This is a genomic window from Ensifer sp. YR511 (assembly GCF_900103045.1).
In the GTDB taxonomy this organism is placed as follows: domain Bacteria; phylum Pseudomonadota; class Alphaproteobacteria; order Rhizobiales; family Rhizobiaceae; genus Ensifer; species Ensifer adhaerens.
On sequence record NZ_FNGR01000001.1, the window covers coordinates 133,403 to 159,096 of the forward strand.

General features: G+C 63.2%; 23 protein-coding genes and 1 riboswitch. Of the genes, 9 read left to right on the plus strand and 14 right to left on the minus strand.

Annotated features, from left to right (window positions below; genetic code table 11):
* The first annotated feature begins 13 nt into the window (after positions 1–13).
* Together BLU15_RS00620 and BLU15_RS00625 are read left to right on the plus strand one after the other, a co-directional pair.
* Complete coding sequence (locus BLU15_RS00620) at positions 14–658, plus strand: acyl-homoserine-lactone synthase (RefSeq protein WP_034795052.1); 645 nt, start codon at positions 14–16, stop codon at positions 656–658.
* A 164-nt stretch (positions 659–822) separates the two neighbouring features.
* Entirely contained in the window at positions 823–1,893 is a 1,071-nt protein-coding gene (locus BLU15_RS00625; RefSeq protein WP_060520703.1) for a DUF2865 domain-containing protein, read from the plus strand.
* 12 nt (positions 1,894–1,905) lie between these two features.
* Here BLU15_RS00625 and bluB read toward each other — a convergent pair whose 3' ends face one another.
* The 3 genes from bluB to BLU15_RS00640 form a co-directional block, all read right to left on the minus strand.
* Complete coding sequence (gene bluB, locus BLU15_RS00630) at positions 1,906–2,601, minus strand: 5,6-dimethylbenzimidazole synthase (RefSeq protein ID WP_060600813.1); 696 nt, start codon at positions 2,599–2,601, stop codon at positions 1,906–1,908.
* Between the two features lie 45 nt (positions 2,602–2,646).
* Positions 2,647–2,859: riboswitch (cobalamin riboswitch) on the minus strand.
* 96 nt (positions 2,860–2,955) lie between these two features.
* Positions 2,956–3,768, minus strand: a complete 813-nt coding sequence (locus BLU15_RS00635; RefSeq protein ID WP_090293893.1) for an SDR family oxidoreductase — start codon at positions 3,766–3,768, stop codon at positions 2,956–2,958.
* Positions 3,769–3,856: 88 nt separating this feature from the next.
* The gene (locus BLU15_RS00640) at positions 3,857–5,050 is read right to left on the minus strand and encodes a phytanoyl-CoA dioxygenase family protein (protein WP_090293894.1); all 1,194 of its coding nucleotides are present in this window, start codon (positions 5,048–5,050) and stop codon (positions 3,857–3,859) included.
* A 103-nt stretch (positions 5,051–5,153) separates the two neighbouring features.
* Between BLU15_RS00640 and BLU15_RS00645 the strand changes: the two genes are divergently transcribed.
* A complete protein-coding gene (locus BLU15_RS00645; RefSeq protein ID WP_090293896.1) occupies positions 5,154–6,173 on the plus strand; it encodes a LacI family DNA-binding transcriptional regulator in 1,020 nt (339 codons plus the stop codon).
* A 26-nt stretch (positions 6,174–6,199) separates the two neighbouring features.
* On the opposite strand, the gene BLU15_RS00650 is transcribed toward BLU15_RS00645, so the two are convergent.
* The 5 genes from BLU15_RS00650 to BLU15_RS00670 form a co-directional block, all read right to left on the minus strand.
* Entirely contained in the window at positions 6,200–7,702 is a 1,503-nt protein-coding gene (locus tag BLU15_RS00650; RefSeq protein WP_113080104.1) for a diguanylate cyclase domain-containing protein, read from the minus strand.
* 236 nt (positions 7,703–7,938) lie between these two features.
* Positions 7,939–9,675 carry an ankyrin repeat domain-containing protein gene (locus tag BLU15_RS00655; protein ID WP_090293898.1) on the minus strand — a complete coding sequence of 579 codons (1,737 nt, stop codon included), beginning with the start codon at positions 9,673–9,675 and terminating at the stop codon, positions 7,939–7,941.
* Positions 9,676–9,840: 165 nt separating this feature from the next.
* Positions 9,841–10,668 carry a TolB family protein gene (locus tag BLU15_RS00660; protein WP_034795067.1) on the minus strand — a complete coding sequence of 276 codons (828 nt, stop codon included), beginning with the start codon at positions 10,666–10,668 and terminating at the stop codon, positions 9,841–9,843.
* Positions 10,669–10,692: 24 nt separating this feature from the next.
* A complete protein-coding gene (locus BLU15_RS00665; RefSeq protein ID WP_090293900.1) occupies positions 10,693–11,028 on the minus strand; it encodes a hypothetical protein in 336 nt (111 codons plus the stop codon).
* 3 nt (positions 11,029–11,031) lie between these two features.
* Positions 11,032–12,714: an NAD+ synthase gene (locus tag BLU15_RS00670; protein ID WP_090293901.1), complete on the minus strand. Its 1,683-nt coding sequence runs from the start codon at positions 12,712–12,714 to the stop codon at positions 11,032–11,034.
* Between the two features lie 268 nt (positions 12,715–12,982).
* On the opposite strand from BLU15_RS00670, the gene BLU15_RS00675 reads away from it, so the two are divergent.
* The 5 genes from BLU15_RS00675 to BLU15_RS00695 all read left to right on the plus strand — a co-directional run bounded on the left by BLU15_RS00675 (position 12,983) and on the right by BLU15_RS00695 (position 19,115).
* On the plus strand, positions 12,983–14,911 hold the full coding sequence (locus BLU15_RS00675) for an LTA synthase family protein (protein ID WP_176960251.1): 1,929 nt from the start codon (positions 12,983–12,985) through the stop codon (positions 14,909–14,911).
* 115 nt (positions 14,912–15,026) lie between these two features.
* Positions 15,027–15,575, plus strand: a complete 549-nt coding sequence (locus tag BLU15_RS00680) for a DUF1003 domain-containing protein (protein WP_034795080.1) — start codon at positions 15,027–15,029, stop codon at positions 15,573–15,575.
* A 281-nt stretch (positions 15,576–15,856) separates the two neighbouring features.
* Positions 15,857–16,279 carry a TadE/TadG family type IV pilus assembly protein gene (locus BLU15_RS00685; protein ID WP_034795083.1) on the plus strand — a complete coding sequence of 141 codons (423 nt, stop codon included), beginning with the start codon at positions 15,857–15,859 and terminating at the stop codon, positions 16,277–16,279.
* Position 16,280: 1 nt separating this feature from the next.
* On the plus strand, positions 16,281–18,014 hold the full coding sequence (locus BLU15_RS00690; RefSeq protein ID WP_244546685.1) for a TadG family pilus assembly protein: 1,734 nt from the start codon (positions 16,281–16,283) through the stop codon (positions 18,012–18,014).
* Between the two features lie 183 nt (positions 18,015–18,197).
* Positions 18,198–19,115: a hypothetical protein gene (locus tag BLU15_RS00695; protein ID WP_060585014.1), complete on the plus strand. Its 918-nt coding sequence runs from the start codon at positions 18,198–18,200 to the stop codon at positions 19,113–19,115.
* A 3-nt stretch (positions 19,116–19,118) separates the two neighbouring features.
* Here the strand turns inward: BLU15_RS00695 and BLU15_RS00700 are convergent, their stop codons facing one another.
* The 3 genes from BLU15_RS00700 to BLU15_RS00710 form a co-directional block, all read right to left on the minus strand.
* The gene (locus tag BLU15_RS00700; RefSeq protein ID WP_060520690.1) at positions 19,119–19,517 is read right to left on the minus strand and encodes a GFA family protein; all 399 of its coding nucleotides are present in this window, start codon (positions 19,515–19,517) and stop codon (positions 19,119–19,121) included.
* A gap of 185 nt (positions 19,518–19,702) precedes the next feature.
* On the minus strand, positions 19,703–21,076 hold the full coding sequence (locus BLU15_RS00705; protein WP_034795289.1) for a class II 3-deoxy-7-phosphoheptulonate synthase: 1,374 nt from the start codon (positions 21,074–21,076) through the stop codon (positions 19,703–19,705).
* A gap of 356 nt (positions 21,077–21,432) precedes the next feature.
* Positions 21,433–21,696, minus strand: a complete 264-nt coding sequence (locus BLU15_RS00710; RefSeq protein WP_060585013.1) for a hypothetical protein — start codon at positions 21,694–21,696, stop codon at positions 21,433–21,435.
* A gap of 153 nt (positions 21,697–21,849) precedes the next feature.
* Here BLU15_RS00710 and BLU15_RS00715 point away from each other — a divergent pair, with 153 nt between their 5' ends.
* Positions 21,850–22,713, plus strand: a complete 864-nt coding sequence (locus BLU15_RS00715; RefSeq protein ID WP_060600832.1) for a LysR family transcriptional regulator — start codon at positions 21,850–21,852, stop codon at positions 22,711–22,713.
* A 6-nt stretch (positions 22,714–22,719) separates the two neighbouring features.
* On the opposite strand, the gene gor is transcribed toward BLU15_RS00715, so the two are convergent.
* The 3 genes from gor to rpiA form a co-directional block, all read right to left on the minus strand.
* Positions 22,720–24,108 carry a glutathione-disulfide reductase gene (gene gor, locus BLU15_RS00720; protein WP_090293905.1) on the minus strand — a complete coding sequence of 463 codons (1,389 nt, stop codon included), beginning with the start codon at positions 24,106–24,108 and terminating at the stop codon, positions 22,720–22,722.
* Positions 24,109–24,299: 191 nt separating this feature from the next.
* On the minus strand, positions 24,300–24,848 hold the full coding sequence (locus BLU15_RS00725; RefSeq protein ID WP_034795099.1) for a DUF2059 domain-containing protein: 549 nt from the start codon (positions 24,846–24,848) through the stop codon (positions 24,300–24,302).
* A 119-nt stretch (positions 24,849–24,967) separates the two neighbouring features.
* Positions 24,968–25,663 (minus strand): ribose-5-phosphate isomerase RpiA, encoded by a 696-nt coding sequence (rpiA, locus tag BLU15_RS00730; protein WP_034795102.1) that lies wholly within the window; start codon positions 25,661–25,663, stop codon positions 24,968–24,970.
* Positions 25,664–25,694: the final 31 nt, after the last annotated feature.

The window sequence follows — 25,694 nt, forward strand, 5'->3', positions numbered from 1 at the left end:
GATGGAGAAAACGATGATCAGGATCCTGAACGGAAAGACCCGCGCACAACACCCGGCGGCCGTCGACGACATGTTCCGGTTGCGCAAGCGCGTCTTCCACGACTTCCTGAAATGGGACGTGCAGACCGAAGGCGACTGGGAAATCGACAACTACGACCAGGCAAACCCGCTCTACGTCCTGTCCTATGCGCCCGATACCGGCCGGCTGCGCGGCGCGCTTCGCCTCCTGCCGACACTCGGCCCAAACATGCTGGACGATACCTTCCCGATCCTGCTCGGCGATAATCCGGAAATCCGCAGCGCTTCGGTCTGGGAATCCAGCCGCTTCTGCATCGAGCCCGAGATCTCGCAGGACCGCGCCTCGAACCAGGTGACGGTCGCGGCCGCCGAACTGATGTGCGGCGTCGGCGAGCTGGGCCTTGCTTCCGGCATCAGCCACATCGTCACGGTGACGGATGTGTTCCTGGAGCGCATGTTCCGGCGCATGGGATGCCCGGGCGAGCGTATCGCCGAACCGCATCGCATCGGCTCCGTTTTCGCGGTTGCCGTCGCCTGGGAAGTAACGCCGGATCTGCTCACGCGGATGAAGGCGGTCGCTGCCATCGAAGGTACCGTGCTCGAACGTCCGATGTCGCTGGAAACCGCCCGCGCCGCCTAAGCGCATCAGTCGATCTGCGCTGTTAACGCAAACCGTCGCTTGTCGTTGCACGATCACCGACAAGCTCTATGATGGAGGCGAAACAGGAATGCCGCTGGCAGCCACCCGCAGAAGGTCGGCGCCGACCTGGCAACAGGAAGAGACTTTCGCCCGTGTTCACGCGCATGAAACACGTCGCTGCGGCCCTTGTGCCTCTGGTTCTGATCGGTGCCGGTCCGTCACTGGCATCGACGGCCTGCGACCGACTGAACGCGCGGCTCGCGCAACTGCCTGACTACGTCGCCAGCAATGCCGATGCGCGCGACTACGCAAGCGCGATCTCGCGGCAGAATATCGAGCTGCGGCGGGCAAAGAACGACCGCCGCCGCGCGGGTTGCAGTGGCGGCAACGCCATTGGCTTCGACGGCGGCGACCCCGACACTTGCTACGGCCTCAACAGCCTGATCGCCGAGATGGAAGACAATCTGCGCATGCTGAAGTCCGAGCGCGAGCAGATCGTCGCCGGCGGCAGCGACGACAGCCGGCGACGCATCCTCGCCGCGCTGGAGATCAACGGTTGCTATGGCGACCGCGAGGAGTTCGCAAGCGTGGAACCGGACGTGCCGGAAAGCCACCGCAACATCGTTGCCGACCTGCCGCCGGAAGACGCCTACGGCCCGATGCTCGGCCGAGGCGAAGACGGCTACGCGCCGCAGGAGCGCTACTATAGCGGCACGCTCAGAACCATGTGCGTGCGCACCTGCGACGGCGCCTTTTTCCCGGTTTCTTCGGATGCGACGCCGGCCGATTTCCCGCGCGACGAGCAGGCCTGTCGGGCGCGCTGCCCGGGGGCTGAGACCGAGCTCTATTTTCACGACCTCAACACGGAAGAGAGCGACAAGATGGTCTCGGCCGTGACCGGCCGTCCCTATACCGAAATGCCCAACGCCTTTGCCTATCGCACCCGCGCCGTCGGAAAACCCGGCCAGTGCGGCTGCCAGATACCCCAGACCGCCTCGACCACACCGAAGGCAAACGGAACGAAGATCGGTGACGACCAGTCGTCGATCATCGTCATCGAGACCAAGAAGCCGGAAGCGGCGAGCAATACCGCCAAGGCGCCGGCCGAAGAGCGGCCTTACGATCCGTCGAAGAACAAGGTTCGCGTCGTCGGCCCGACCTACCTGCCGCAGGAAGAAACCGCCATCGACCTCAAGCATCCGAAGGGACCGGCCTATCAGCCGGTCCAGAATTGATCGGACGAGGCCTTACGCCTTCTCCTTGCTGCGTCCCCATCCGTCTTCGAAAACCAGCTCGTCGAGCGGCAGGCGCTGGCGCCAGCCCTTCACGGCGAGTTCCGGCTGCTGATAGAGGCGATCGACATAGCCGAGGCAGAGCCAGGCAACGATCTCGATATGATCTGGGATGCCGAGAATCGCCTTGATCTCGGCCTCGTGGAAAATGCTCACCCAGCCGACGCCCACCCCTTCGGCCCGCGCCGCAAGCCAGAGGTTTTGCACGGCGCAGACGGTGGAATAGACGTCCATCTGCGGATTGTGGGTGCGCCCGAGTACGACGGCACCGCCGCGCGTGCGGTCGCAGGTGACACAGATGCTGAGCGGCGCCTTGCGGATGCCTTCCAGCTTCAGCGCACGGTACTTGGCCTGTTGTTCCGCCTCGAACATCAGCGCGGCCTCGTCATTGGCGCGGCGAAACGCCTGCCAGACGCGCTCACGCGTTTCTTCCGCCCGCACCAGCACGAAGTTCCACGGCTGCATGAAGCCCACGGACGGGGCGCTGTGCGCAGCGGCCAGCAGGCGCCCGATCAGATCATCCGGCAATGGCGCGGGCAGGAATTCATCGCGCACGTCGCGACGTGTCTCGATGGCACGGTAGACGGCCTCCCGCTCTGGCAGCGAAAAGGCGCCGGCAGCCGCAAGGCCGCCCTTCGGTTCAGTCAGCATCGTTCGATCCCCAACAATGCGAAAACCTCCCGCCGTCCACGCGGGGTTCGGTCTATCTCGCCAGGCCGGTCTTCTGACTTCGGTTCAACCGATCACCTCGCCTTCCCAGATCGATTGAAGATCCAGTGGCAAAACCTTGAATCAACTCAAGGCTCTCTTAGAGGCGATCGTCCCCGTCACAGCGTTGGGCACGTTCCGGAATGACACCGGATTCCCGATTCTCCCGCTTTCGCGGGCACCTGACGACGGCACTAAGTGCACAGCCGTTTGAGAAAGACAAGCGCGCCAACCCGGTCGAGACATGGCGCGCCACTTTCCGCCGGCTACTGTCGAGCTTAGTCGTTTGCCTCCGCCTCAAAGCGGAGCGACCGGATGCGGCGAGTCGTCATAGGCGCCCCAGACCGACTGATCGAAGCAAATCACCGATCCGGTTATCAGCCCGGACTCGGCCGACGACAGATAGGCGCAGGCCCGCGCCACTTCAGCCGGATCGACGAGCCGACCGAAAGGCTGGTCGGCCGCCACCTTTTCGAGCCAATCGGCAGCCGCGCCATGAAACTCGCGCTGGATGCGGTCTTCGCCTTCGGACGCCATCCAGCCGATATTCAGCCCGTTGACGCGAATGCGGTTGCGAAGAAGCGCATAGGCCGTGTTTTTGGTCAGCGTTTCGAGCGCGCCTTTCGACGAACAATAGGCGGCAATGAACGGCTGGCCGGCCATCGCCGACATCGAGCCGATGTTGACGATCGTGCCCTCGGTCTTCTCCCGCCGCATGATCTTCACCGCCTCCTGCATCAGGAAGAACGGCGCGCGCACATTGGTCGCGAACATGCGGTCGAAGAGTTCGGGCGTGGTGTCGAGGATCGTGCCACGGTCGGTGATAGCTGCGGCGTTGACCAGCGCATCGACCCGTCCGAATTCCGCGTCGCAAGCGGCGACCACCTTGCGGGCGTCCTCTACTTTTTCCAGATCGGCCTCGACATAGACGACTTTCGCGCCGCTTGCCTTGCCGATCTGCTCGGCCTTCGCCCGCCCCTTGGCGGCGTTGCGGCCGCAGATGACGATGCCTTCAGCGCCGCGCTCGGCGAAAAGGCCAGCAATCGTCGCGCCCAGTCCCTGCGTACCACCGGTGACGATGGCGATCTTGCCTTGCAATTGTCCACTCATCGAATTCCTCCCTCGGAAATGATCGTTTGAAACGGCTGCGGCTCCCGGCTGAAACACACCGGGAGCCTGTCAAATTGTAACTCGCTCGTCAGCTCAGCTTGCGCTTCGCCTGCGCCTCCAGCACCGAGAGAAACTCTTGTTCGCCCGTCCCCGCAGTGAGAGCCTCGCGCATCAACTGCGCCTGCGTCTTCGGCGCCAACCCGCCGAGTGGCGGATCCCGGTCGAGATTGGTGGGGAACGAATAGCCCTCGGCACAGGAGGAGATCGCGTTGGCCGCTTCCGCCTGCGTCAGCGTCCCGCCCGCCAGCAAGGCCCGCAAGGCCGGATAGAGCGTCGCGCTCATGGTCAGTCGGTCAACGGTTTCCATTGCGCGACCGAAGGCCGAAGACACCTGCAGCAGGTTGGCCACGCGGCGGATATCCCGGGAGTGGTTGGTGCCGGCGGCATGGAAGAGCGCCGGGTTGAAGAAGACAACGTCGCCCTTTTCAAGGGGAAGCTGCACGTGGTGTGCGTCGAAATAGGCGCGGAATTCCGGCCGGTTGAGCGCCAGATAGCCCGGCACATAGGTTTGGCTATAGGGCAAGAACAGCGTCGGTCCGCTTTCGAGCGGCATGTCGCAATGGGCAACCGCCCCCTGCAGCGTCAGCACCGGTGAAAGCTTGTGCACATGCGCCGGATACTGCTCGATCACGGCCGCGGTCTGGAAGCCGAGGTGATAATCCCGGTGCGCCGATTGCGCCGCACCGCCAGGATTGACGCGATTGACCTGCGCCGTCATCTGGTAGTTCGGCCCGAGCCAAGCCTCGCTGACGAGCGCTATGACGGCATTGCCGTAATAGGAGGCGAAATTCTCCGGCGCGTTCAGGCAGTGCTTTTCCAGCGAGTTCCAGATGCGGTCATTGGCGCCGGGTTTGGCGAAGTGATCGCCGCCGCCGCTGTTGCTGCGATGTTGCTCTTCGATGATAGCGTCAAAGACCCCGCTTGCGACGTCGATTGCTGTCGTATCGGCAAAGGCGCGCTTGAAAACCGCCACGCCAGGCCCGGTCGCCAGTACCTCGCAGATCTCCGCCAGAACAGAACGCCGCGCCTCGGCATCGCCGCACGCCGCAATCAGCGCGGCGCTGTCATAGATCAGGATATTCTTTTCGCAGCCGGAAGCATGGGGGTAGTCGGACAGGCTGGTTTGGCGTTCGACTTCCGCCCGGAACGATTCGAGATCGCAAGCCTCTTCGGTGAGCCAGACGCGGTCGATCCGCTGGCGCGCTTTGTTGTCGGTCTTCATCGCGTTTCCTCCTCTGGAACATCCTGATGAACACGACTATAGGCGGCGGCAAAACATGATATAGAGCAAGAATCCATCAAAAATCCATCAGGAGAGCAAGGCGATGGCCCATCCGTTTCTGGTCAAGGACATCGCCTTTCAGGCCGGGCTCAGCACCGCGACCGTCGATCGCGTGCTCAACGAGCGGCCGGGCGTGCGCCGCCAGACGGAGGCCCGGGTTCGCGCAGCCATCGAGGAATTGGAGAAGCAGCAGGCCGGCCTCGACATCCAGGGGCGCAAGTTTGCGATCGATATCGTCATGGAGTCGCCACAACGCTTCACCGATGCGGTGCGTCGCGCCTTCGAGAGCGAGGCGATGACCTTCGCGCCCACCGTCTTTCGCTGCCGGTTCCACTTCGCCGAGACGATGCGCCCACAGGAGATCGTGCAACTGCTCGACCGAATCCGGCTGCGCGGGACCGACGGCCTGGTGTTGAAGGCGCCGGACGTGCCCGAGATCGTCGCCGCAGTCGCCCGTTTCGAGATGGGCGGCACGCCCGTCGTGACGCTGGTAACCGACCTGCCCCATTCCCAGCGGACGGCCTATGCCGGCGCCGACAACCGGGCGGCGGGCGAAACGGCCGCCTACCTCCTCGGGGAGCGCTTTTCCGGCGCGCCGGCAACTGTGCTGGTGACCCTTTCGAGCGGCCGCTTTCGTGGTGAGGAGGAACGCGAGATCGGCTTTCGCCGGGTGTTGCGCGAGCGCTATCCGGCAATCCGGATCGTCGAGATCAGCGAAGGCCACGGCCGCGACAGCGAAACCGGCCGCCTGGCTCACGCGGCGCTCTCGGCCAATCCCGATATCAACGCGGCCTATTCGATCGGTGGCGGCAACCGCTCCGTCCTTGCAGCCTTCGAGCGCCTCGAACGTCACTGCGCGCGCTACATCGCCCATGATCTCGACGAGGACAATCTGGCGCTGTTGCGGGAACGGCGCATTCACTTCGTGCTGCATCACGACCTCAGGACCGATGCGCGCACCGCCTTTCGCACGATGATGCTGCGGCCCGGCGCCCAGGCGCCGGCAATCGGCCCGCAGCTCTCCGCCGTGGTGGTGATCACGCCCTACAATGTCCCGGAGTAACGCTGCTGCCGATCCGCGGGTAACGTTCAGGCCGCCGACTGGCCGTCGTTCTTTTCGGCCGGTAACACCATGTCGTCCGCCGTTTCGAAGCGGTTGCGGCCGCGCCGCTTGGCCAGATAGAGCGCTTCGTCCGCAGCCAGCAGCAACTGGCGTGCCGTCAGGCCATGCCGCGGCGCAAAGGCGATGCCGGCGCTGCCGCCGACAACGAGCATTTGGCCCTCGAAAGCGACCGGCGTCTGCGCGTCGGCGATCAGGCCGGCCGTCAGGCTGCGGGCGTCGGCCTCGCTGCAATCGCCGAGAATGACCGCGAATTCGTCACCGCCAAGCCGCGCGACCGTGCCCTTCGGGCCAGCCCGGTTGCGAAAGCGTTCGGCCATGGCCACCAGCACGGCATCGCCGGCGGCGTGGCCGTGGCGGTCGTTGACCTCCTTGAATTCATCGAGGTCGGCATAGACGAGCGTGAACGGATGCGTCGATGCCCGCAACAGGGCTGCCGCCAGCATATCGTCGAAGCCGCTGCGGTTCATCAGCCCCGTCAGGCGATCGTGCTTGGCAAGGTGCCGGTTCAGCGCCTCGCTCTGCTGCAGGGCGGCAAAGAGCGTCGAGAACCGCAGCGCCACGAAGGCCATCAGCAGTGCTGCGACGATCGCCATGATAATGACGCTCGGCAACAGCTCCGCGCGGACGAACCCACCGGGCGATTTCGGCACCCAGGCGGCCACGAGACAGGACGAATCGGAGCAGCGCCCGACAGACGCATAGGCACTGCCTGCAGGCCGCTCGTTGAGCGGAACAAAGGCCAGCCCGCGAATACCCAGCCGTGCCGCGATCTCGCGCGTCATTTTCGGCGTGACCGGCCGAACGGCGACCATGAGCACCGGATCGCGCCGTTCCGCCGGAACCACCAATGTCTCGGGGATGACCGCCTGCACCACGGCAACACTCATGCGCCCACCGATCTCGCGCAGGTCCACCGCGTGGATGCCGGGCACGGCCGGCATCACGGACTGCGCATCTGGCGTCGTGACATCGAGATTGTAGGTGCCGTCGTTGTTCCTGAGCGCATTGTCGTAGCGGCGCTTGGCTTCGTCTACGAGATCATCGACCTCGTCGAGCGGCACGCGGGCCACCTCTGCCGGAACCGATGCGCCGTCCTTGAGCGCCGTCGAAACGGTGCGGGCCGGATCCGTGAAGATGATCCAGGAGAAGCCGTAGTCTTCCCAAAGCCAGCCCGAAAGCTCGTCGGCGACGAAACTCTCGCTGACATGCCCCGTCGCCAGCTCCTCGTAGGTCTTGTCCCAGAAGGACACCTGCGCCTGGAACTGAACGACCGCATCCATCTGGTGGCGCAGCTCGTTTGCGACAAGCCGACGCTCGGCCGAAAGGCCGAAGCGATCGGCCTCGGTGACGGACCGGTCGAGGACATAGATGAGGCTTGCAATGATCAGGACCGCGACCAAGGTACAGGCGGCATGGATCGCCCAGACCGTCTTGTCCCGCTTTGCCTGCCGCAACGCCTTTTCCACCACGCCAGTCCCCCTCGTCCGTACCGGCCCTGCCGGGCATACTAGCACTTGTGGAGGTGCGATGCGCAACGATGGCAGCCGATACTGCCGGCACCCTAGCGACCAAAATCGAAGTTTGGCTTAAATAAGCTGGTGATAAAATACTTAACGATTTCAACCGGCTGAATCGCCCGACAATCAGCGGTCGCAGCGGGGATCAGGAGAACGCGGGCGACTGCCCGCGCCTCCCTCTGCGCATCCTATTGCGGCGCGGCCGCCGAAGCGCGCAGCAAGGCGACGATCTCCGCATTGCCTTGCTCCAGGGCAAGATCGCGTATCGACGGGCCGGCGGCGCCATCGCGCACGCGTGCATTCGCGCCCCTTTCGAGAAGCAGCCGCACCGTTCCTGCCTGCCCGTTGATCACGGCAAAGGCAAGCGGCGTCATCCAGTCGTACTGTGGCTCCGGCCTGCCGCGCCCGCGGAACGTGCCGAACGGCGTTTCGATCAGATCCGGCTGCCGGTCGAGGATGTCGGCGAGGCGCGCGGCCACGCCAAAGGACGCAGCTGCGAAGATGTCGAGCGGCTGATCCTTCAGGAAAGTGACCATCGCGTCCTTGCCGTTGTATTTGGCCCAGCCGATCGGCGGTGCATGATGGTAGGGGTCGCGGGCTAAGGCATCGGCGCCGTGATCGAGCAGGCGCCTCGCCATCGCGACATGTCCATGCAACGCCGCCTCGTGCAACGGCGTGCGCGAGGTCATGCGGTTGACGTCGAAGCCGAGTGAGAGCATCAGCGCCACGGCGTCATGCCGGTCCTCACCCGCCGCCTCGTGCAGAATGGCGGGGTGTGCAGCCTGGGTTCGAGCGACAAGTGTCGGATCCCTATCGACAAGTTCCCTCGCCTCGTCGGCCTTCACTTCCCCAACGGCACGGGCCAGCCGGTCGACATCCTCCAGCGGCGCTTCGGTCGCGCCGCGCGACACGAGGTATTGTGCCAGTGCCGGATCGCCGCCGAGCTCCGCCCATTGATAGGGCGTGCGCCCCTTGATCGGGCGATTGACGTCGGCGCCGTGCGCAACAAGCAGCCGGACGCGATCGGAGATGCGTTTTTCCAGTGCCCAGGCAAGCTGATAGTCGAAGACGCGTTCGCCATTTTCGACCAGGCCGCCATCGTTGCGCACCAGCCAGTTGTTGCGGTCGTCGGCATTAAGGCCATGGTCGAGAAGCAGCTGGAGGCAGGAATTGTCCGGTTCGAACATCCGGTTGTAGAGCGCCTGGCTGTCATTGGCTCGGGCACCGGCATTAAGCAGGAGCCGCGCAAAGGCAAGGCAATCCGGGTGCGGTGGCTGCCGCTCCGGTCCCGCCTCGCCCTCGCCGAAGACGCCGGTCAAAGCCGTGAAACGATACTGGCCGTCGTCGAGCCAGTAGACGTTCGGATCGGCCCCGCGCGCAATCAGGCGGGCGCCCGCCGGCAGCGACGAGCTGCCGGGAACGCGGGCATATGCGGCGTAGAGCAACGGCTCCCAGTCGAACGGACCGCCGCGCTTCTCTGCGAGTTTCGGGTCGCGATCGAGAAAGCGGTCGATCGCCGCGGCGTCGCCGAGCGCAGCGGCCACGTGAATGTTGTCCCCGGCAATCTCAGGATGGTCCTTGAGAAGGTCGAGTGCCTGAGCGAACCGCTCGGGATCGGCAGCGACGTCGCCGAAATAGGAGACTGTCGCCAGAGCGAGAAAGCGGTTTGCGACCTGTTCGGTCGACGGCGTGCCGGTCTCGGCTTTCTCCAGATGCCGCTTCAGCCGTGTCCAGCTGGCAAAGCCGAATTCGCGGGCAAGCACCAGCTGGGCATCCTGAAGGCCCATTGCGGTCGGTTCGGAGAAATAGGGAAGCGCCCGCTGTCTTGCGCTGGCATCGCCAGCCTTGACGGCCTTCAAAAAGGCCTTGGCCTGCTTGCGGATCGTATCGAGGGTAATGTTCGCGGAAAGATCGCGCGTGATCATGAAAGACCTCCTTTCATTCACGTCCGGTATCCGCGCCCACAGACTGAAAAGAGGTGTGGCAACCAAGTTCAGTGAAACAGGTGGGCCTTGCCCTTCCCGCGGATCGGATGCGCCCTGCGAACGACCTCATCGCTAGCATGGCCTCGATATACTTGTCCAGCGCGGTCAGCTTTCCCGTTCGTAGCGGACGAAGGCGAAACGATCGCCCGTAGGCGCCCAGTTGGGAACGTTGATCGTTCCCTGCCCGCCGAAGAGCTCGAACAGGATGCGGGCATTGCCGCCGTCCAGGTCCATCAGCCTCAACCGGACATCGAGATCCCTCGGATGATCGAAGACGTCGCCGTCATAGGAAAGCACGAGCAGATGCTTACCGTCAGGCGACGGATGCGGAAACCAGTCGCCATAGGGGCTGTCGGTGATGCGCGTGACGTCGCTACCGTCCGGGCGGATCCGCCAGATCTGCATCTGGCCGGTACGGCTCGAGTTGAAATAGATCCATTCGCCGTCTGCCGACCAATCGGGCCCGTCGTTGCGGCCCTCCCCATGGGTGAGCCGCCGCTCCTCGCCGCCGTCGACGGAGATCGTATAGATGTCGAAGACCTGGTCGCGGATGCCGCAATAGGTCACCGTGTTCCCGTCGGGCGACCAGCCGTGCCAATAGGAAGGCAGGTTGCGGGTGACGAGCCGCGGCGTGCCGCCTTCGGCCGGCAGCAGGTAGATCGCCGATTTCCCGAACTCGGTCTTGTCGCTGATCGCGATCGTCGTGCCATCCGGGGAGAGGCCGTGGTCGTTGTTGCAGAGCGTCGCAAAACCGGTATCGATCTCCACCGGTTCGGAACCATCAAGGCCAAGCCGATAGAGCCTGCCGTCACCGTTGATGATCAGATGTGAGCCGTCCCGCGACCAGTTCGGTGCCTCGACCAGCCGGTCCGTCTGCCAGACAACCCGCGTTTCACCTGTTGCGATGTCATGGATTTCGACGGAACTGCGCATGCTCTTCTCTCCCGGACGAGGCCGCTATTTCTTGTCTTCACCCGCCGGCAGAGTCGCCAGAACCTTGGAACAGACCGATTGCATCAGAACGGAATCGCGTCGGTCCCGCCAGGTGGTGACCAGACCCCAGGCCAGCAGGAGCAGGATGCAGATGAAGGCAACGCCGACGACGGTGAGGCTTCCGGTCGCAAGGCCATAGACCCCAAAGACCGCAGGCGTCGCGAAATAGCCGATCTGCGCCGAAAGCTGCCGGCCGGCGGAAACGTCGCTTGCCGACCACAGTCGCAGGAGCCGGATTTCCTCGTCCGTAAAATCTGCACGGCCCTGTCGGCCGTCCGTCTCTTCGGAGAGGATATCCATCGCCTAGCCCCGGTCGCGGAAGCGGTTGGTGATCGGGTAGCGGCGGTCGCGTCCGAAGTTCTTCTTGGTGATCTTGACGCCCGGCGCCGATTGCCGGCGCTTGTATTCGGCGATGTAGAGCAGATGCTCGACCCGGTGAACGGTCACCTCGTCATGGCCGCGGGCGACGATCTCGTCCGTCCCCATTTCCTTTTCCACCAGGCATTCGAGAATGTCGTCGAGCACCGGATAGGGCGGCAGCGAATCCTGGTCCGTCTGGTTGGGACGAAGCTCGGCCGAAGGCGCCTTGTCGATAATGTTCTGCGGAATGACGATGCCGGAAGGACCAAGCGCGCCCGGAGGAACCGTGGTATTGCGCCAGCTCGAGATGGCATAGACCTGCATCTTGTAGAGGTCCTTGATCGGGTTGAAGCCGCCGTTCATGTCGCCATAGAGCGTGGCATAGCCGACCGACATCTCCGACTTGTTGCCCGTCGTCACCACCATCGAGCCGAACTTGTTGGAGATCGCCATCAGGATCGTGCCGCGGGTGCGGCTCTGCAGGTTCTCCTCGGTGATGCCGGATTCCGTGCCTTCGAACGTATCGGAGAGTGCGCTGAGGAACCCTTCGACCGGCTCGGAGATCGGCACGATGTCGTAACGGCAGCCGAGGGCCTCGGCGCATTCCTTGGCGTCCTTCAGCGATTCGTGCGAGGTGTAGCGGTAGGGCAGCATGACCGTGCGCACCCGCTCCTCGCCGAGCGCATCGACGGCGAGCGCTGCGCAAATGGCGGAATCGATACCGCCGGAGAGGCCAAGCACGACATTCTTGAAGCCGTTCTTGTTCACATAGTCGCGGAAGCCGAGCATGCATGCGCGGTAATCCGCCTCCTCCCGCTCCGGCAGGCGCGACTTCAGGCCGTGCTCGCAATGCCAGCCGCTCTCGCCCTTCTTCCACTCCACGATCGAGACCGCCTCTTCGAACTGGCTCATCTGGAAGGCGAGCGACTTGTCGGTGTTGAAGGCGAAGCTGGCGCCGTCGAAGACCAGTTCGTCCTGGCCGCCGAGCTGGTTGGCATAGATCATCGGTAGGCCCGTCTCGATCACCTGCTTCAGCACGACCTGATGGCGCACGTCGACCTTGCCGCGATAATAGGGCGAACCATTCGGCGACAGCAGGATTTCAGCACCGCTTTCGGCCAGCGTCTCGCAGACGCCGAGATCGCCCCAGATGTCCTCGCAGATCGGAATGCCGATGCGCACACCGCGGAAATTGACCGGTCCCGGCATCTCGCCCGGATCGAAGACGCGCTTCTCGTCGAACTCGCCGTAGTTCGGCAGATCGACCTTGTCGCGGATCGCGATCACCTTGCCATCGTCGAGTACTGCCACGGCGTTATGTCGGCCGGTCTTCGACAGGCGCGGGAAGCCGATGATGACGCCCGGGCCGCCATCGGCCGTCTCGGCGGCCAGCTTTTCGACGGCCTGGAGGCAGGCCTTGAGAAAGGCCGGCTTCAGAACAAGGTCTTCCGGCGGATAGCCCGAAATGAACAGCTCCGTCAAAAGCAGGAGATCGGCGCCCTGTCGCGCCGCATCGGCGCGCGCCTCACGCGCCTTGGCCAGGTTTCCGGCGATGTCGCCCACGGTCGGATTGAGCTGGGCAACGGCGATACGAAGGAGCGAGGGGGCGTTTTTATGGGCGGTCATGAGCGGGCCTGTCGGTCTGTCCTGAACGATTGCATCTGACTTTCGCAATGTTCTTTAGCGCAATCTGCGGAAAAATACCCACAGCCAATCGCAGCCACGCGAAAAAAACCGAAAACTTCTGTTTTTCCCGGTCCTTATACTGGGCCGTTCGTGCGGCTTCACGCCACGAAAAGCCACCCTCCATTCCCGTTAAGAAACCATTCATCCCCTGTTCAAAATGACGGGCGTATGACAGTTACACGACGCATTTATGAAATTGGAGAATATGTTGGCCAGTATCGATTCCGCTGTCGCGCGAGGCTCACGTGTCTATGCCGACCGACCCGGCTTCGCCGCACGGCACGCCAAGACGCTCGCTTCCACGCGCAGCGCCCTGTTCTCCCTGTTCGTTGCAACTGCCCTTGTCTTCGCCGTTGAACTGATCGTCCGTCAGTCGCTGACCGACACCCTTTCCTACGTCCTCGACCCGACGCGCCCGGCGCTGACGACCATCGGCATATTCTTTCTCATTCTGCTCGCTGTCGACGGTATTTTCGGCCGCGAGCACAAGTCCGCCGTGGTGATCGCGCCGCTGGCACTTCTGCCGGCCGTCATCTGCCAGCAGAAGCAGGTGTTCCTGTCCGATCCGCTCTATCCGACCGACTTCCTGTTCGGCCGCCAGATCATGGAGCTGATGCCCGTGCTGGTAAAGGACCGTCCGTGGACGGCGCTCGGCATCGCCGTCGGCCTGGTTGCCACCGTCGTCGCCATCGCCCTCCTGTTGCGCTTTGCCTGGCGGACCTTCCCGAAGCTGACGACCCGCGAGCGTGTCGCCCGCCTCGCCTTCGCGCTGCCGCTGCTCGTCGCCTTCTGGAACATCATGGATTACAACCAGTTTTCCTGGATCCGTGATCGCCTGAAGGTCATCCCGATCATGTGGGACCAGACCGAGAACTATAAGCACAACGGCTTTGCGCTCGCCTTTGCGATCAACCTGCCGATGGCCAATGTCAGCGCGCCCGCCGGCTACATGGCCGACGCGATCGACCGCATTCCGGTGAAGCCGCTTCCCGCCGGCACCTCGCACCGCGGCAAGCCCGACGTCATCGTGCTGATGAGCGAATCCTTCTGGGATCCGACCCGCCTGCCGAACGTCAAGCTGTCGCCCGACCCGATGCCGACGATCCGTGAAATGCAGTCGGGCAACGTCTTCTCGCCGGAGTTCGGCGGCATGACCGCCAACGTCGAGTTCGAGGCGCTGACCGGCTTCTCCAACGCGTTCCTGCCCTATGGCAGCATCCCGTACCAGCAGTACATCCGCAATCCGATCCCGTCGCTTGCCACTTTCTTCCGTGGCGAAGGCTACGTCTCGCGCGCCATCCATCCGTTCCAGAGCTGGTTCTGGAACCGCACCGCCGTCTACAAGGCCTTCGGTTTCGACATGTTCAAGTCGGAAGAGAACATGCCACCGATGCAGAAGCGCGGCATCTTCGCCTCGGACGACTCGCTGACCAACGAGATCATCCGCCAAGCCGACGCGATGGACGACCCGTTCTTCTTCTTCGCCGTCACACTCCAGGGCCATGGCCCCTATGAGGCCAACCGCTACGCCAACAACACCATCAAGGTCGAAGGCGATCTGCCCGAGGCCGACCGCCAGGTTCTTGCCACCTACGCGCAGGGCATCAAGGAGGCTGACGACAGCCTGAAGAAGCTGATGGACTGGGCCAAGAACCGCGATCGCGAAACGGTTATCGTGCTCTTTGGCGACCATCTGCCGCCGCTTAACACCGTCTATACCAGCACCGGTTTCATGAAGGGTGTGACGGCGGAGCGCAAAGGTTCGAAGGAGCAGATGAAGGCGCAGCATGAAACGCCGCTCGTCGTCTGGTCGAACAAGACTGGCCCGAAGAAGAACGTCGGCACCATCAGCCCGGCCTTCCTCTCCTACCAGATCCTCAAGCAGTCCGGTTACGAGCATCCCTACTACACCGGCTTCCTCGGCAAGGTGTATGACCAGTACCGCGTCGTCGACCGCTACATGCTGATCCGCAAGAATGGCAAGGAAGTCGCCGAGTGGTCGCGCCAGCCGAAGGTGCCGGCACTCCTGCGTGACTACCGCTTCCTGCAACACGACATGATGTTCGGCGACCGCTTCTCGACCGACCGGTTCTTCAAGTCACACGCTGATCTCTTCGCCAGCGTCGAAACCCACTGATCGAAGACCGGAGCGGCCAGCAACCGCTCCGGTCCTTGCGGCATTTTCGCGTACCGCGTGATTTCCTTGCGGCGCTGACGCGCTAGATTGTCTCCGGCCAACTCCGGAGATCGCCATGCCGCACTTCAATGACATATCGAAACAGCTTTTCGGCAAGCCGCTCAGCGAGCTCGGAGAGATCGAGCGCCGCATTCTTACCCATGCCCGGGACCGACGCACGCTCGCCACCGATTCACATGCCGCCTTCACGGCACGGCTCTCCTTCGGCGACAGGCTCGCAGACAACATCGCCCGCGTCGGCGGCTCCTGGAGCTTCATCATTGGCTTCTGCGGCTTTCTCGTCTTCTGGGTTTTGCTGAACACCATTCTGCTCGCCACCGGCGCCTTCGATCCCTACCCTTATATCTTCCTCAACCTGATGCTTTCGATGCTCGCCGCGCTGCAGGCTCCGGTCATCATGATGTCGCAGAACCGCCAGGCGGAGCGCGACCGCTTCGCTGCCTCGAAGGATTACGAAGTCAATCTCAAGTCGGAAGTCGAACTGATCGCACTGCATCACAAGGTCGACGACGTGTTGCTGCGCGAGATCTCCGAATTGCGCGCGGACCTGGCGACGCTCAACCGGCAGCTCGAACGCTATCGCACGCCCCCCGGACAGGAGTGACCGGCCCCCGGCCGAACCGGGACGATGCGCTGGCGATACGCAAGCCTGCCCTCGCGCGGATTCGGCGCCCGGACGCGGGCGCGCAGCCGCCGCGACAGGGCGAAAACTAGCTAATTTTCATAAATACTAATTCAACTGTGAATACACATTTTGCAACATTTGCGAAATGCATTGGGATTCAACAACTTATCGGAGTATGAAAAAATTAATATTTGAGGATCACGTTATGGGTGCAGGGACATTCGAGAAATACAGCAACGTGGGTACGCGGAGATGCTGCAATGTCCAACTTCAAGCGCCTGTTAGGCGGCCGGGACGGGGCCGCTGCGATCGAATTTGCAATAATAGCACCACTCTTCTTCATGTGCGTGCTGACCCTGATCGCCTATGGCGTCTATCTCAGTGCCGCCCATTCCATTCAGCAGATTGCTGCCGATGCCGCCCGCACAGCCATCGCCGGCCTCTCCCAAACCGAGCGTGAACGGCTCGCGACCGACTATATCCGTCGCACGACGATGGATCAGGCCTTCATCAAGTCGTCGCGCATGACCGTCACCGTCAGGGACGACGCCAACAACGCAAACCAGTTCACCGTCCGGATCAAATACGACGCCGGCGACCTGCCGATCTTCAACCTGTTCACATTCGCCATGCCGAGCGAACAGATCGAGCGCTTCGCAACCATCCGCATCGGAGGGGTCTGATATGCTGTGGAAACCCATGCGCTCCCTCGCCCGAGCCCGTAGCGGCAATATCGGTATCTCGGCCGCCCTGGCCATGCCGTTGGTGATCACGTCCATGGCCCTTGCGATCGACTACGGCTACCTGACCGTCCAGAAGCGTGAAATGCAGTCTTCGGTCGATCTCGCTGCGATCGCGGCAGCGGCCAACGTCTCCGCCGCCGAGAAGGCCGTGCTCAACCACTTCGCCAACAATGGCCTGAACTACGGCGTATCGACGCCGAACGGTTTGTTGACCATCGACGGCAAGACCCTGCCGCCCGGTGACATCAGCACCGCCAAGCTTGATGGCGTCGCGACCGTAGCGCGCGGGCGCTACGTCCCCGATCCGTCGGTCGATGCCGGCCAGCGCTTTATCAAGGACGCCATGCCCACGGACGCCGTGCAGGTGATGCTCGAAAGGAAGGGCGACATCTTCCTCGCCTCGATCTTCAGCGCCCCGCCGGACCTCAGCGTCTACGGCACGGCGGCGAGCTCGAAGATCGCGGCCTTCTCCGTAGGCTCCCGTCTTGCAAGCCTCAATGATGGGCTGCTCAACTCCATCCTCGGGCAGATGCTCGGAACGACGATCTCGCTCAAGGTCATGGATTACCAGGCGCTCATCGACGCCGATATCGATATCCAGCCCTTCCTGAAGGTCATTGCGACCAGGCTCAACCTGACGGCTGCGTCCTATGAAGACGTGCTCAAGGCAAACCTGACGATGCCGCAGTTGCTTGCCTCCATGCGGCTCGTCCAGGGCCTGTCCGGAACGGTCACGGCCGCACTCAAGAGCATCGAACTTTCGACCTCGAACGACAAGCGCACTTTCACCTTGGCGCAGATCCTCAACCTCGATCCGAAGAAGAGCCTGCAGGTCGACGCCGGCTCCGATTGGGCGATGCGCGTAAGCGCGCTGCAGATCGTGTCGGCGGCTGCAGCCATCGCCAATGGCGAAAACCAGATCGCCCTCAATGCCGTGGCCGGCCTTCCGGGCATCGCATCTGCCAAGGTCAAGCTTGCGATCGGCGAGCCGCCCGTCGAAACGCCAAGCCACCGCCTCGGCACGCCCGGCGCAGCAATACGCACCGCCCAGACCCGCCTTGCCGTCGAAGTCAACGTCGATGGCCTGGCCGCCCTTGCCGGCATTCGCATCCGCCTGCCGATCTATGTCGAACTCGCCTATGCGGAAGCCAAGCTCGCCGACATCAGGTGCTATGGCGGCACGCCCGAAAATGCTTCGGTCAGCGTCGATGCGGTGCCCGGCATTGCCGAAATCGCCATCGGCGACGTCGATCAGGCGGTCCTGTCCAACTTCTCGTCAGACGCGCGGGTACAAAGAGCCAAGCTCGTGGACGCCCTGGTGGTCAAGATCGATGCGCTAGCCCATGTCGAGGCGCAAAACCTCAAGCCGACGCGCCTGAGCTTCAGCCCGTCCGAGGTCGCGGCCCGGTCGATCAAGACGGTCTCGACCAAGGACATCCTGACCTCGACGACGCAAACGCTCCTCAACAATCTCGACCTGAACATACAGGTCCTGTTCCTGACGCTCGGCAGCCCGACCATCGTGCAGCAGGCATTGGCCCAAACGCTCGGAGCCGTTACCAAGCCGGTCGACGATCTGCTCTACAACCTTCTGCTGCTCGTCGGCGTACGGGTCGGCGAGGCCGATGTCCGCGTCACCGGCGTCAAGTGCCAGTCGCCGGTCCTCGTGCAGTAGACCCGTTCAAACGGGGCGTTCGACGGCCACCGTCAACGCCCCGTTGAACAAATTCGGTTGCTGACACGTTATGCACAAGGTAGCCCTAGTAAAAGGAATGCAGCTGAGCGCGGCTGGCCGGCGGGGCACCGAGTGTGCCCTTCACTTGGCGGGCCGCGCAAGCATTGGGGGTGTGCGCAGCAGATGCATGTGATGGCAGAGCAGGAAGGCGCAGCGCGGGATGGCTCGCTCGCCTTCACCGCGGAAGGTTTTCTTTGTCATCCGGAGTTACGCAACGTGCTCCAGGCGAGCGCGCGCGATCTGATGGCGGCCTACGACATGTTCCCCCGCATCGCTCGCCTTGTCGCCTCCCACCAGAAATGGACGCTCAGCCAGGCCGTCTACGCCCTGCACCTCGAGCGTGAGCCCGGCAATCCCGAAACGGGGGTTACGACCGCCCGCCTTCTCAAGTTCATCCATGAGACCGGCGGCGCCAGCCGCAATACCGCCGCTGCCTTCATCGCCGAACTGCTGACCTACAAGCTTTTGCGCGACGCGGAGGGCGGCCGGGGTCGCAAGAAGATCCGTCCGCTAGAGCCGACCGAAATCAGCGAAGGCGCCATGCTGCGCTGGTTCATGAGCCAGATGGGAACGCTCGATCGCTTCGACGGCCAAGGCCGTGTCGCACGCGTCGAAGCCGACCGCACCGTTTTCGAACGGGCTCAGCCAATCGCCGCCCGCCTGCTGCTTTCGGATCGCCGGTGGACCCAGCCGCCGGAAGGTGTCGCGGCTTTCGTCTGGACCGAGTGCGGTGGCCTCCTGCTCGACGATCTCATGGCGCGGCCGAAGAGCCTTGAGCCTGTGGACGGCAAAGTCTGGCTGGAGGCGAACCTCTCGGATCTCGCCACGCATTACATGATCTCGAACACCCATATCCGGCGCATCTTCACGCGGGCCCAGGACCTGGGCTTGCTTGGAAGAGCCGATGAGGGGCAGCGCGGCCTGTTCTGGTTGAGTGAGCGGCTGATCGAGGAATATTGCCAATGGCAGGCAGTTAAGCTTGCCGGCCTTGCCAATGGCTTCGAGCAGGCCGAGCGACAGGCGGCAAACCCGCCGGCCTGAACCTCAGACGCGGCCGGCTGCGAATTTCGGCAGGTCGTCCTTGATCTCGTAGAAATCGCCCTGATCTTCGCAGAAGATATGGTAGCCCGGCTTCAGCACCGTCGGCTTGTCAAAGGCGCCCGCGAGGATCGAGGTGTAATCCGAACCGTCCGCCTTCCAGAACAGCGCTGACCCGCATTGACGGCAAAAGCCCCGGCTGGCGCTGTCACTGGCCCTGTACCAGGTTACGTTTTCCGCGCCCTTCAGCTCGAAGTCCTGGTCCTGCACGTTGGTGGCGGCGTAATAGAGCCCGGTCTGCTTCCGGCATTGGCTGCAGTGGCAGAAGATCAGCTCGCGCAACTCGCCGCGCGCTTTGAAGCGAATGGTGCCACAAAGGCAGCCCCCGTGATGAATGTCCTGCATTGCCCCTCCCCAAGTTCATGACCCCTCGATCCTGCCATGGAGCGTGCCGACGCAAGCCACAGCCCGCGCCGCGCCCTGCTCCAGACACGAAAATGCCGGGCCAGCTTCCAGAGCCGGCCCGGCATTGTCAAATTCAAAGCATCCAAGCGACGTTCAGAAAACCTGAACAATGCCAGAGATTTAGATCAGCCGTTGACGACCATCTTCTTCTCGTCGCGGCCGCCCTTCATGCGTTCGGCGAGCAGGAAGGCGAGTTCCAGCGCCTGGTCCGCGTTGAGGCGCGGATCGCAATGGGTGTGGTAACGGTCGGCGAGATCGTCGCCCGAAAGCGCACGCGCACCGCCGGTGCATTCCGTCACGTCGTTGCCGGTCATCTCGATATGGATGCCGCCCGGGTGCGAACCCTCGGCGCGGTGGATCTGGAAGAAGCTCTCCACTTCCGACAGGATCCGCTCGAACGGACGGGTCTTGTAGTTGTTGAGCGTAATCGTGTTGCCGTGCATCGGGTCGCAGGACCAGACCACCTTCTTGCCTTCGCGCTCGACCGCACGGATGAGGCGCGGCAGATGCTCGGCCACCTTGTCATGGCCGAAACGGCAGATGAGCGTCAGGCGGCCGGCTTCGTTGGCCGGGTTCAGAAGGTCGATCAGCTCCAGCAGGCCATCGGCCGTCAGCGACGGGCCGCACTTGAGGCCGAGCGGGTTCTTGATGCCGCGGCAGTATTCGATATGCGCATGGTCGGGCTGGCGGGTACGGTCGCCGATCCAGATCATGTGGCCGGACGTGGCGTACCAGTCGCCCGAGGTCGAGTCGACGCGCGTCAACGCCTGCTCGTAGCCGAGCAGCAGCGCCTCATGGCTGGTGAAGAAATCGGTCTCGCGCAGGCTCGGGTGGTTTTCCGAGGTGATGCCGATCGCCTTCATGAAGTCCATGGTCTCGGAGATGCGGTCCGCAAGCTTGCGGTAGCGTTCCGCCTGCGGGCTGTCCTTGACGAAGCCGAGCATCCACTGGTGCACGTTGTCGAGGTTGGCATAGCCGCCCATCGCAAACGCGCGCAGAAGGTTCAGCGTCGCAGCCGACTGGCGGTAAGCCATGATCTGGCGTTCCGGGTTCGGAATGCGCGCTTCCTCGGTGAACTCGATGCCGTTGATGATGTCACCGCGGTAGGACGGAAGCGTCACGTCACCCTGCTTCTCGATACCCGAGGAACGGGGCTTGGCGAACTGGCCGGCGATACGGCCGACCTTGACCACCGGCTGCTGCGCGCCGAACGTCAGAACGACGGCCATCTGCAGGAAGGCGCGGAAAAAGTCGCGGATCGTGTCAGCGCCGTGCTCGGCAAAGCTCTCGGCGCAGTCGCCGCCCTGCAGCAGGAAGCCGCGGCCTTCGGCGACATTGGCGAGGGCACTCTTCAGACGACGGGCTTCGCCCGCAAACACCAGCGGCGGATACTTCGCGAGGCGCGCTTCGGTCGCCTCAAGCGCTGCCAGGTCCGGATATTCCGGCACCTGCTGGATGGGTTTCTGCCGCCAGCTGTTTGGAGTCCAAGTCTGTGCCATTTCGATCACCTGTTGTCTGCCGCGGATCCAACCGCGCGGGTCACGCCCTGACGGCCGCCCGGTATTCTGAAATTTCACTCAACATCCGCTCGCCCTGCCCCGGTCACTTAGCCAAGCCTCGTGCCCGCCCAGCCGGAAACGCCGCGGAATGCGGGCTTATAGACGTTAAGGAAACGCTTGGAAAGCCATCCTACCAGAATTCATTGCTTTGCAGGGCGCCCGGGGCGCAACGATATTTCCGCGGAGCGCACGATCCCGAAAGTCTTACTCCCTATATCGAAAGAACGATACGCAGTTTCAATGGGATAGTGGCATCCCTGATGCTACAGCCGCCGCCAAGATAGGCGACAGATTGTTCAGCGATCGTGCCCGGCGGCTTGCGGCCGGCAATGGCTGGCCCTCACGTCCCAGCGCGCGCCTGTGCGTTCGGTGAGTGGCGCATCGGAACGCGTCAAGCGCGCGTCCGATCTGCGCCGGTTAAGCAGAAAAGAGAAGGCCGGCAGCACCCAGTGCAGGCCACGCCACTCCGGTCCGTCGAGCGGATCATCCAAGCCGTTGCGTGACCCGCGGCGACGTTCACGCTGCAGAACCGTCCACATGACCGCCCAATGTTCAAACATGGTCTCGCCTCCTTTGCCTTGAGACAATGGGAGACCTAATGTCTTCGCCGGCAGCGTTGTAGGCGCACCGTTGAAAGACGTCTTTCATCCGCGAACGGAAGTCAGGGCGGACGACCCGCGCTACTACGAGACAATGACCGCCATGGAGTGCTTATGGCCGAGGCAGCCTGGGACGATTTGAAACTGTTTTATCACGTTGCGACCGAGGGTGGCTTGAGCGGGGCTGCCACGCGAACGGGGTTGAGCGCGCCGACCATCGGCCGCCGCATGCTCGCGCTCGAGCGAGCGACCGGCAGGGCACTCTTCATCCGCAGTCAGCAAGGCTATCGCCTCGCCCACGATGGCCAGATCCTCCTCGAACATGTCCGTGCCATGCGGAATGCCGCCGCAAATATCTCCGACTGGCACCGCGACGCCTTCGCCCTGCCGATCGTGTCAGTCGCAAGCGACGCCTGGGTCGCAGGTTTCGTCGCCGATCATTCAACCGATATCCGCGCCGCTGGCGACAGTTTTCGCTTCTGCTGCAAGCATGCGCATCGCGGCCTCGACTTGACCTTCAGAGAGGCCGATGTGGCCGTCCTGTACGAACAGCCCCGCTCCGGCAACGTGGCCGTGCGCCGCTCGGTGAACATCGCCTATGCCGTCTATCGCGCCGGCAACATGCCGGAGCGCGAGGACTTTCCCTGGATATCGATTGGCACCGAAGTTGCCAGCTCGCCGGCTGAAAAATGGGTCTTTGAAAACCGCGAGCAGCAGATCCATACGTGGACCGACAGTGCCGCCCTTCTCGTGCGGCTGATCCGCAATGGCGCCGGCCGCGGCGTCCTGCCCGCCTTCGTCGGCGAAGGTGATCCATTCCTGAAGCGCGAAGGCGAATTGATTGAGGGCCTGACGCATCCGTTGTGGATCGCGGCAAACGACGACGACCGGCGCCGTCCGGAAGTCCGGACGGTCATCGATCGCCTCGCCGATCTTTTCAAACGCGAGGAGGCGCGGTTTGCAGGAGCTTCCGCCTGAGGCGGCTCAGACCCGCTCGCCCTTGCGGATGCGATAGGACGGCGAATACATCGTTACCAGCTCTTCCGCCGCCGTCGGGTGCACCGCCATCGTCCGGTCGAAATCGTCCTTGGTGCAGCCGGCCTTCAGCGAAATACCGAGCAGCTGCGCCATTTCGCCAGCGTCATGGCCAAGGATGTGAGCGCCGAGCACCTTGCGGTCGGCGGCATTGACGATCAGCTTCATGATCATCTTTTCCTTGCGGCCCGAAAGGGTCGCCTTCATCGGCCTGAACTCGGCGCGGTAGACTTCGAGTTCGTCGAACCGGCGCGCCGCTTCCTCTTCGGTCAGACCGACAGTACCGATTTCCGGCTGCGAGAAGACGGCAGTCGCGATCAGATCGTGGTCCGGCGACACCGGATTGTTCTTGTACTCGGTCTCGATGAAGCACATCGCCTCATGGATCGCGACCGGCGTCAGCTGAACGCGGTCCGTCACATCGCCAAGCGCATAGATGCCGGGCGCGCTGGTGCGCGAGAAGGCGTCGACGATGATGGCGCCGCGCTCGTCCGTCTTGACGCCGGCGGCCTCCAGGCCGAGACCTCTGGTGTTCGGCACACGCCCGAGCGCCAGCATGACCTGGTCGGCGACGATGTCGCCGTGCTTCATCGTGTGCGCGACGCGCTTGCCGTCGGCGTCGAGCGTGACGGACTGGATAATGTCCTCGCAAAGGATGCGGATGCCCTTCTCCTCCATAGCGACGTGCAGCCCGCGGCGCAGGTCATGGTCGAACCGCGAGAGAATTTCCTTGCCGCGATAGATCAGCGTCGTCTCGACGCCGAGGCCGTGGAAGACATTGGCGAACTCGACGGCGATGTAGCCGCCGCCGGCGATCAGGATCGACTTCGGCAGTTCCGCAAGGTCGAAGGCTTCGTTGGAGGAAATGCAGTGCTCGTGGCCGGGCAGCGCGTCATGCGGGGTCGGATGACCTCCGACGGCAATGACGATGCGTTCGGCCGTTACCGTCTTGCCGCTGTCGAGCAGGCGAACCGTGTTCGGGCCGACGAGCTCGGCGCGCGTATGCAGGATTTCGGCGCCCGCATTGTTGAGGCCCTTCTGGTAGAGCCCTTCGAGCCGGGTAATTTCCTGCTCCTTGGCGGCGACCAGCTTCTTCCAGTCGAACGTGCTTTCGCCGACCGTCCAGCCGAAGCCCGCTGCATCTTCGAAGTGCTCGGAAAACTGCGACGCGTAGACATAAAGCTTCTTCGGAACGCAGCCGCGGATAACGCAGGTGCCGCCATAGCGAAACTCTTCCGCGATCGCGACCTTCTTGCCGAGGCTTGCTGCAAGACGCCCGCTGCGCACGCCGCCCGAACCGCCGCCGATTACGAAAAGGTCATAGTCGAAAGCGGGCATGGGCAGTCTCCTGAAAGCAAGCGGGCCGAAATGGCGATCTGAAAAGCGCGCCGAACGATCCTGGGCCGACACGCAACCGGGCGCAGCCGATGGCCGCGTCGCAGGCACATATAGTGGAGCCTCCGGGCAAAAGAAAAGCCCGGATCGCTCCGGGCTCCTCGAAACGTGATGAAGGCGCTCGGCGCCGCGGCTTATTGTGCCGGCGCCTGAACTGCACCTTCGGCTGCTGCCGGCTGGGTGGAGCCGACCTTCTCGTCGAGCGACTTGGTGGCTTCCTGGGTCAGGTCGCGCGATACGCCCGATGCCCAGATGTCTGCGGCCTTCAGGAGTTCGCGGGATGCGATCGGGCCGTCGTTCAGGAGCTTCTTGCCGGCGGCCGAGTTGTAGAACTCGGTGATCGCGTTCAGCTCTTCGAGCGAAAAGGTCTTGGCGTAGATCGTCGCGGCTTCGTTCTCGAGATCGGCGCGGCGGGCGGCAAGGCTCAGCGCCTTGTCGTCGACGGTCGCAGTGATCAGTTCCTGATGGTTCGGCGATGCCTGGATCAGCGTGTTCTTCAGACGCTCGGCAAGGTTCGGCAGAATGTTGTCGAAGCTGTTGGTTACGCCGAGAGCAGCGATCGTCGCGCGCGCCGCCTTGATCTGGTCTTCGGAGACGTCCTGGGCCTTAACCGCCGGAACGGACGCGGACAGCAGAACCGCGGTGGCAGCGAAAGTGCGGACAAGACCTGCGAGTTTGTTCATTTTTACCCTTGCTCCTGTGTTTGTCGCATGCTGCCCGGGCGATTGCCGCCGCCAGGCCCGCATGTATGGAAACCTGTTGTCTTCACCGCTCCTGCCCCTGACGGGGCAGCGAAGCCGGCTCAGGACGCAGTCAGCGTGCGTGCCCCTTGCGGCCCGGCAATGATTGCCAGCGAAGCGATGCCGATGAAAAGCCCGTGCTCGACGACGCCGGGAATGGCATTCAGCTCCCCGGCGAGCGCATCTGCATCAGGAATACGGCCAAAAGATGCATCGAGAATGAGGTGCCCGCCGTCCGTCAGAAAGGCGCCGTCATGGGACTGGCGGACCGTGATGTCGCCGGAAAGTCCGAGGCGCGAGGCAACCTTTTCGATCGCGATCCGGGTTGCCACCTGACCGAAAGGATTGACCTCGATCGGAAGCTTGAAGGCGCCGAGAACGTCGACCACTTTCGTCTCGTCGGCAATTACGATCATGCGCTTGGACGCAGCCGCAACGATCTTCTCGCGCAGTAGCGCGCCGCCGCCGCCCTTAATCAGACGCAGCTGACCATCGACCTCGTCGGCGCCGTCGATCGTCAGGTCCAGTTCGGGCAGCTCGTCGAGCGACTTCAGCGAAACGCCGAGTTCGAGGCAGAGCCGCGCCGTGCGCTCCGAGGTGGGAACGCCTTCGATGCGAAAGCCCGCTGCAACCTTCTCGGCCAGGAGCCGCACAAACTCCTCGGCCGTGGAACCCGTGCCGATGCCGAGACGCATGCCGTCTTCGACATATTCCAGCGCCGCGGCCGCGGCTTTGATCTTCATTTCGCGGGCGTCCATGCGCCGGTCGCTCCCTTGTGATTCGCACGGG

Bases quoted from the DNA above. Each gene is read 5' to 3' on its own strand.
- BLU15_RS00620 (WP_034795052.1), top strand. From the start codon at position 14: ATGATCAGGATCCTGAACGGAAAGACCCGCGCACAACACCCGGCGGCC.
- BLU15_RS00625 (WP_060520703.1), top strand. From the start codon at position 823: ATGAAACACGTCGCTGCGGCCCTTGTGCCTCTGGTTCTGATCGGTGCC.
- bluB (WP_060600813.1), bottom strand. From the start codon at position 2,601: ATGCTGACTGAACCGAAGGGCGGCCTTGCGGCTGCCGGCGCCTTTTCG.
- BLU15_RS00635 (WP_090293893.1), bottom strand. From the start codon at position 3,768: ATGAGTGGACAATTGCAAGGCAAGATCGCCATCGTCACCGGTGGTACG.
- BLU15_RS00640 (WP_090293894.1), bottom strand. From the start codon at position 5,050: ATGAAGACCGACAACAAAGCGCGCCAGCGGATCGACCGCGTCTGGCTC.
- BLU15_RS00645 (WP_090293896.1), top strand. From the start codon at position 5,154: ATGGCCCATCCGTTTCTGGTCAAGGACATCGCCTTTCAGGCCGGGCTC.
- BLU15_RS00655 (WP_090293898.1), bottom strand. From the start codon at position 9,675: ATGATCACGCGCGATCTTTCCGCGAACATTACCCTCGATACGATCCGC.
- BLU15_RS00660 (WP_034795067.1), bottom strand. From the start codon at position 10,668: ATGCGCAGTTCCGTCGAAATCCATGACATCGCAACAGGTGAAACGCGG.
- BLU15_RS00665 (WP_090293900.1), bottom strand. From the start codon at position 11,028: ATGGATATCCTCTCCGAAGAGACGGACGGCCGACAGGGCCGTGCAGAT.
- BLU15_RS00670 (WP_090293901.1), bottom strand. From the start codon at position 12,714: ATGACCGCCCATAAAAACGCCCCCTCGCTCCTTCGTATCGCCGTTGCC.
- BLU15_RS00680 (WP_034795080.1), top strand. From the start codon at position 15,027: ATGCCGCACTTCAATGACATATCGAAACAGCTTTTCGGCAAGCCGCTC.
- BLU15_RS00685 (WP_034795083.1), top strand. From the start codon at position 15,857: ATGTCCAACTTCAAGCGCCTGTTAGGCGGCCGGGACGGGGCCGCTGCG.
- BLU15_RS00690 (WP_244546685.1), top strand. From the start codon at position 16,281: ATGCTGTGGAAACCCATGCGCTCCCTCGCCCGAGCCCGTAGCGGCAAT.
- BLU15_RS00695 (WP_060585014.1), top strand. From the start codon at position 18,198: ATGCATGTGATGGCAGAGCAGGAAGGCGCAGCGCGGGATGGCTCGCTC.
- BLU15_RS00700 (WP_060520690.1), bottom strand. From the start codon at position 19,517: ATGCAGGACATTCATCACGGGGGCTGCCTTTGTGGCACCATTCGCTTC.
- BLU15_RS00705 (WP_034795289.1), bottom strand. From the start codon at position 21,076: ATGGCACAGACTTGGACTCCAAACAGCTGGCGGCAGAAACCCATCCAG.
- BLU15_RS00710 (WP_060585013.1), bottom strand. From the start codon at position 21,696: ATGTTTGAACATTGGGCGGTCATGTGGACGGTTCTGCAGCGTGAACGT.
- BLU15_RS00715 (WP_060600832.1), top strand. From the start codon at position 21,850: ATGGCCGAGGCAGCCTGGGACGATTTGAAACTGTTTTATCACGTTGCG.
- gor (WP_090293905.1), bottom strand. From the start codon at position 24,108: ATGCCCGCTTTCGACTATGACCTTTTCGTAATCGGCGGCGGTTCGGGC.
- BLU15_RS00725 (WP_034795099.1), bottom strand. From the start codon at position 24,848: ATGAACAAACTCGCAGGTCTTGTCCGCACTTTCGCTGCCACCGCGGTT.
- rpiA (WP_034795102.1), bottom strand. From the start codon at position 25,663: ATGGACGCCCGCGAAATGAAGATCAAAGCCGCGGCCGCGGCGCTGGAA.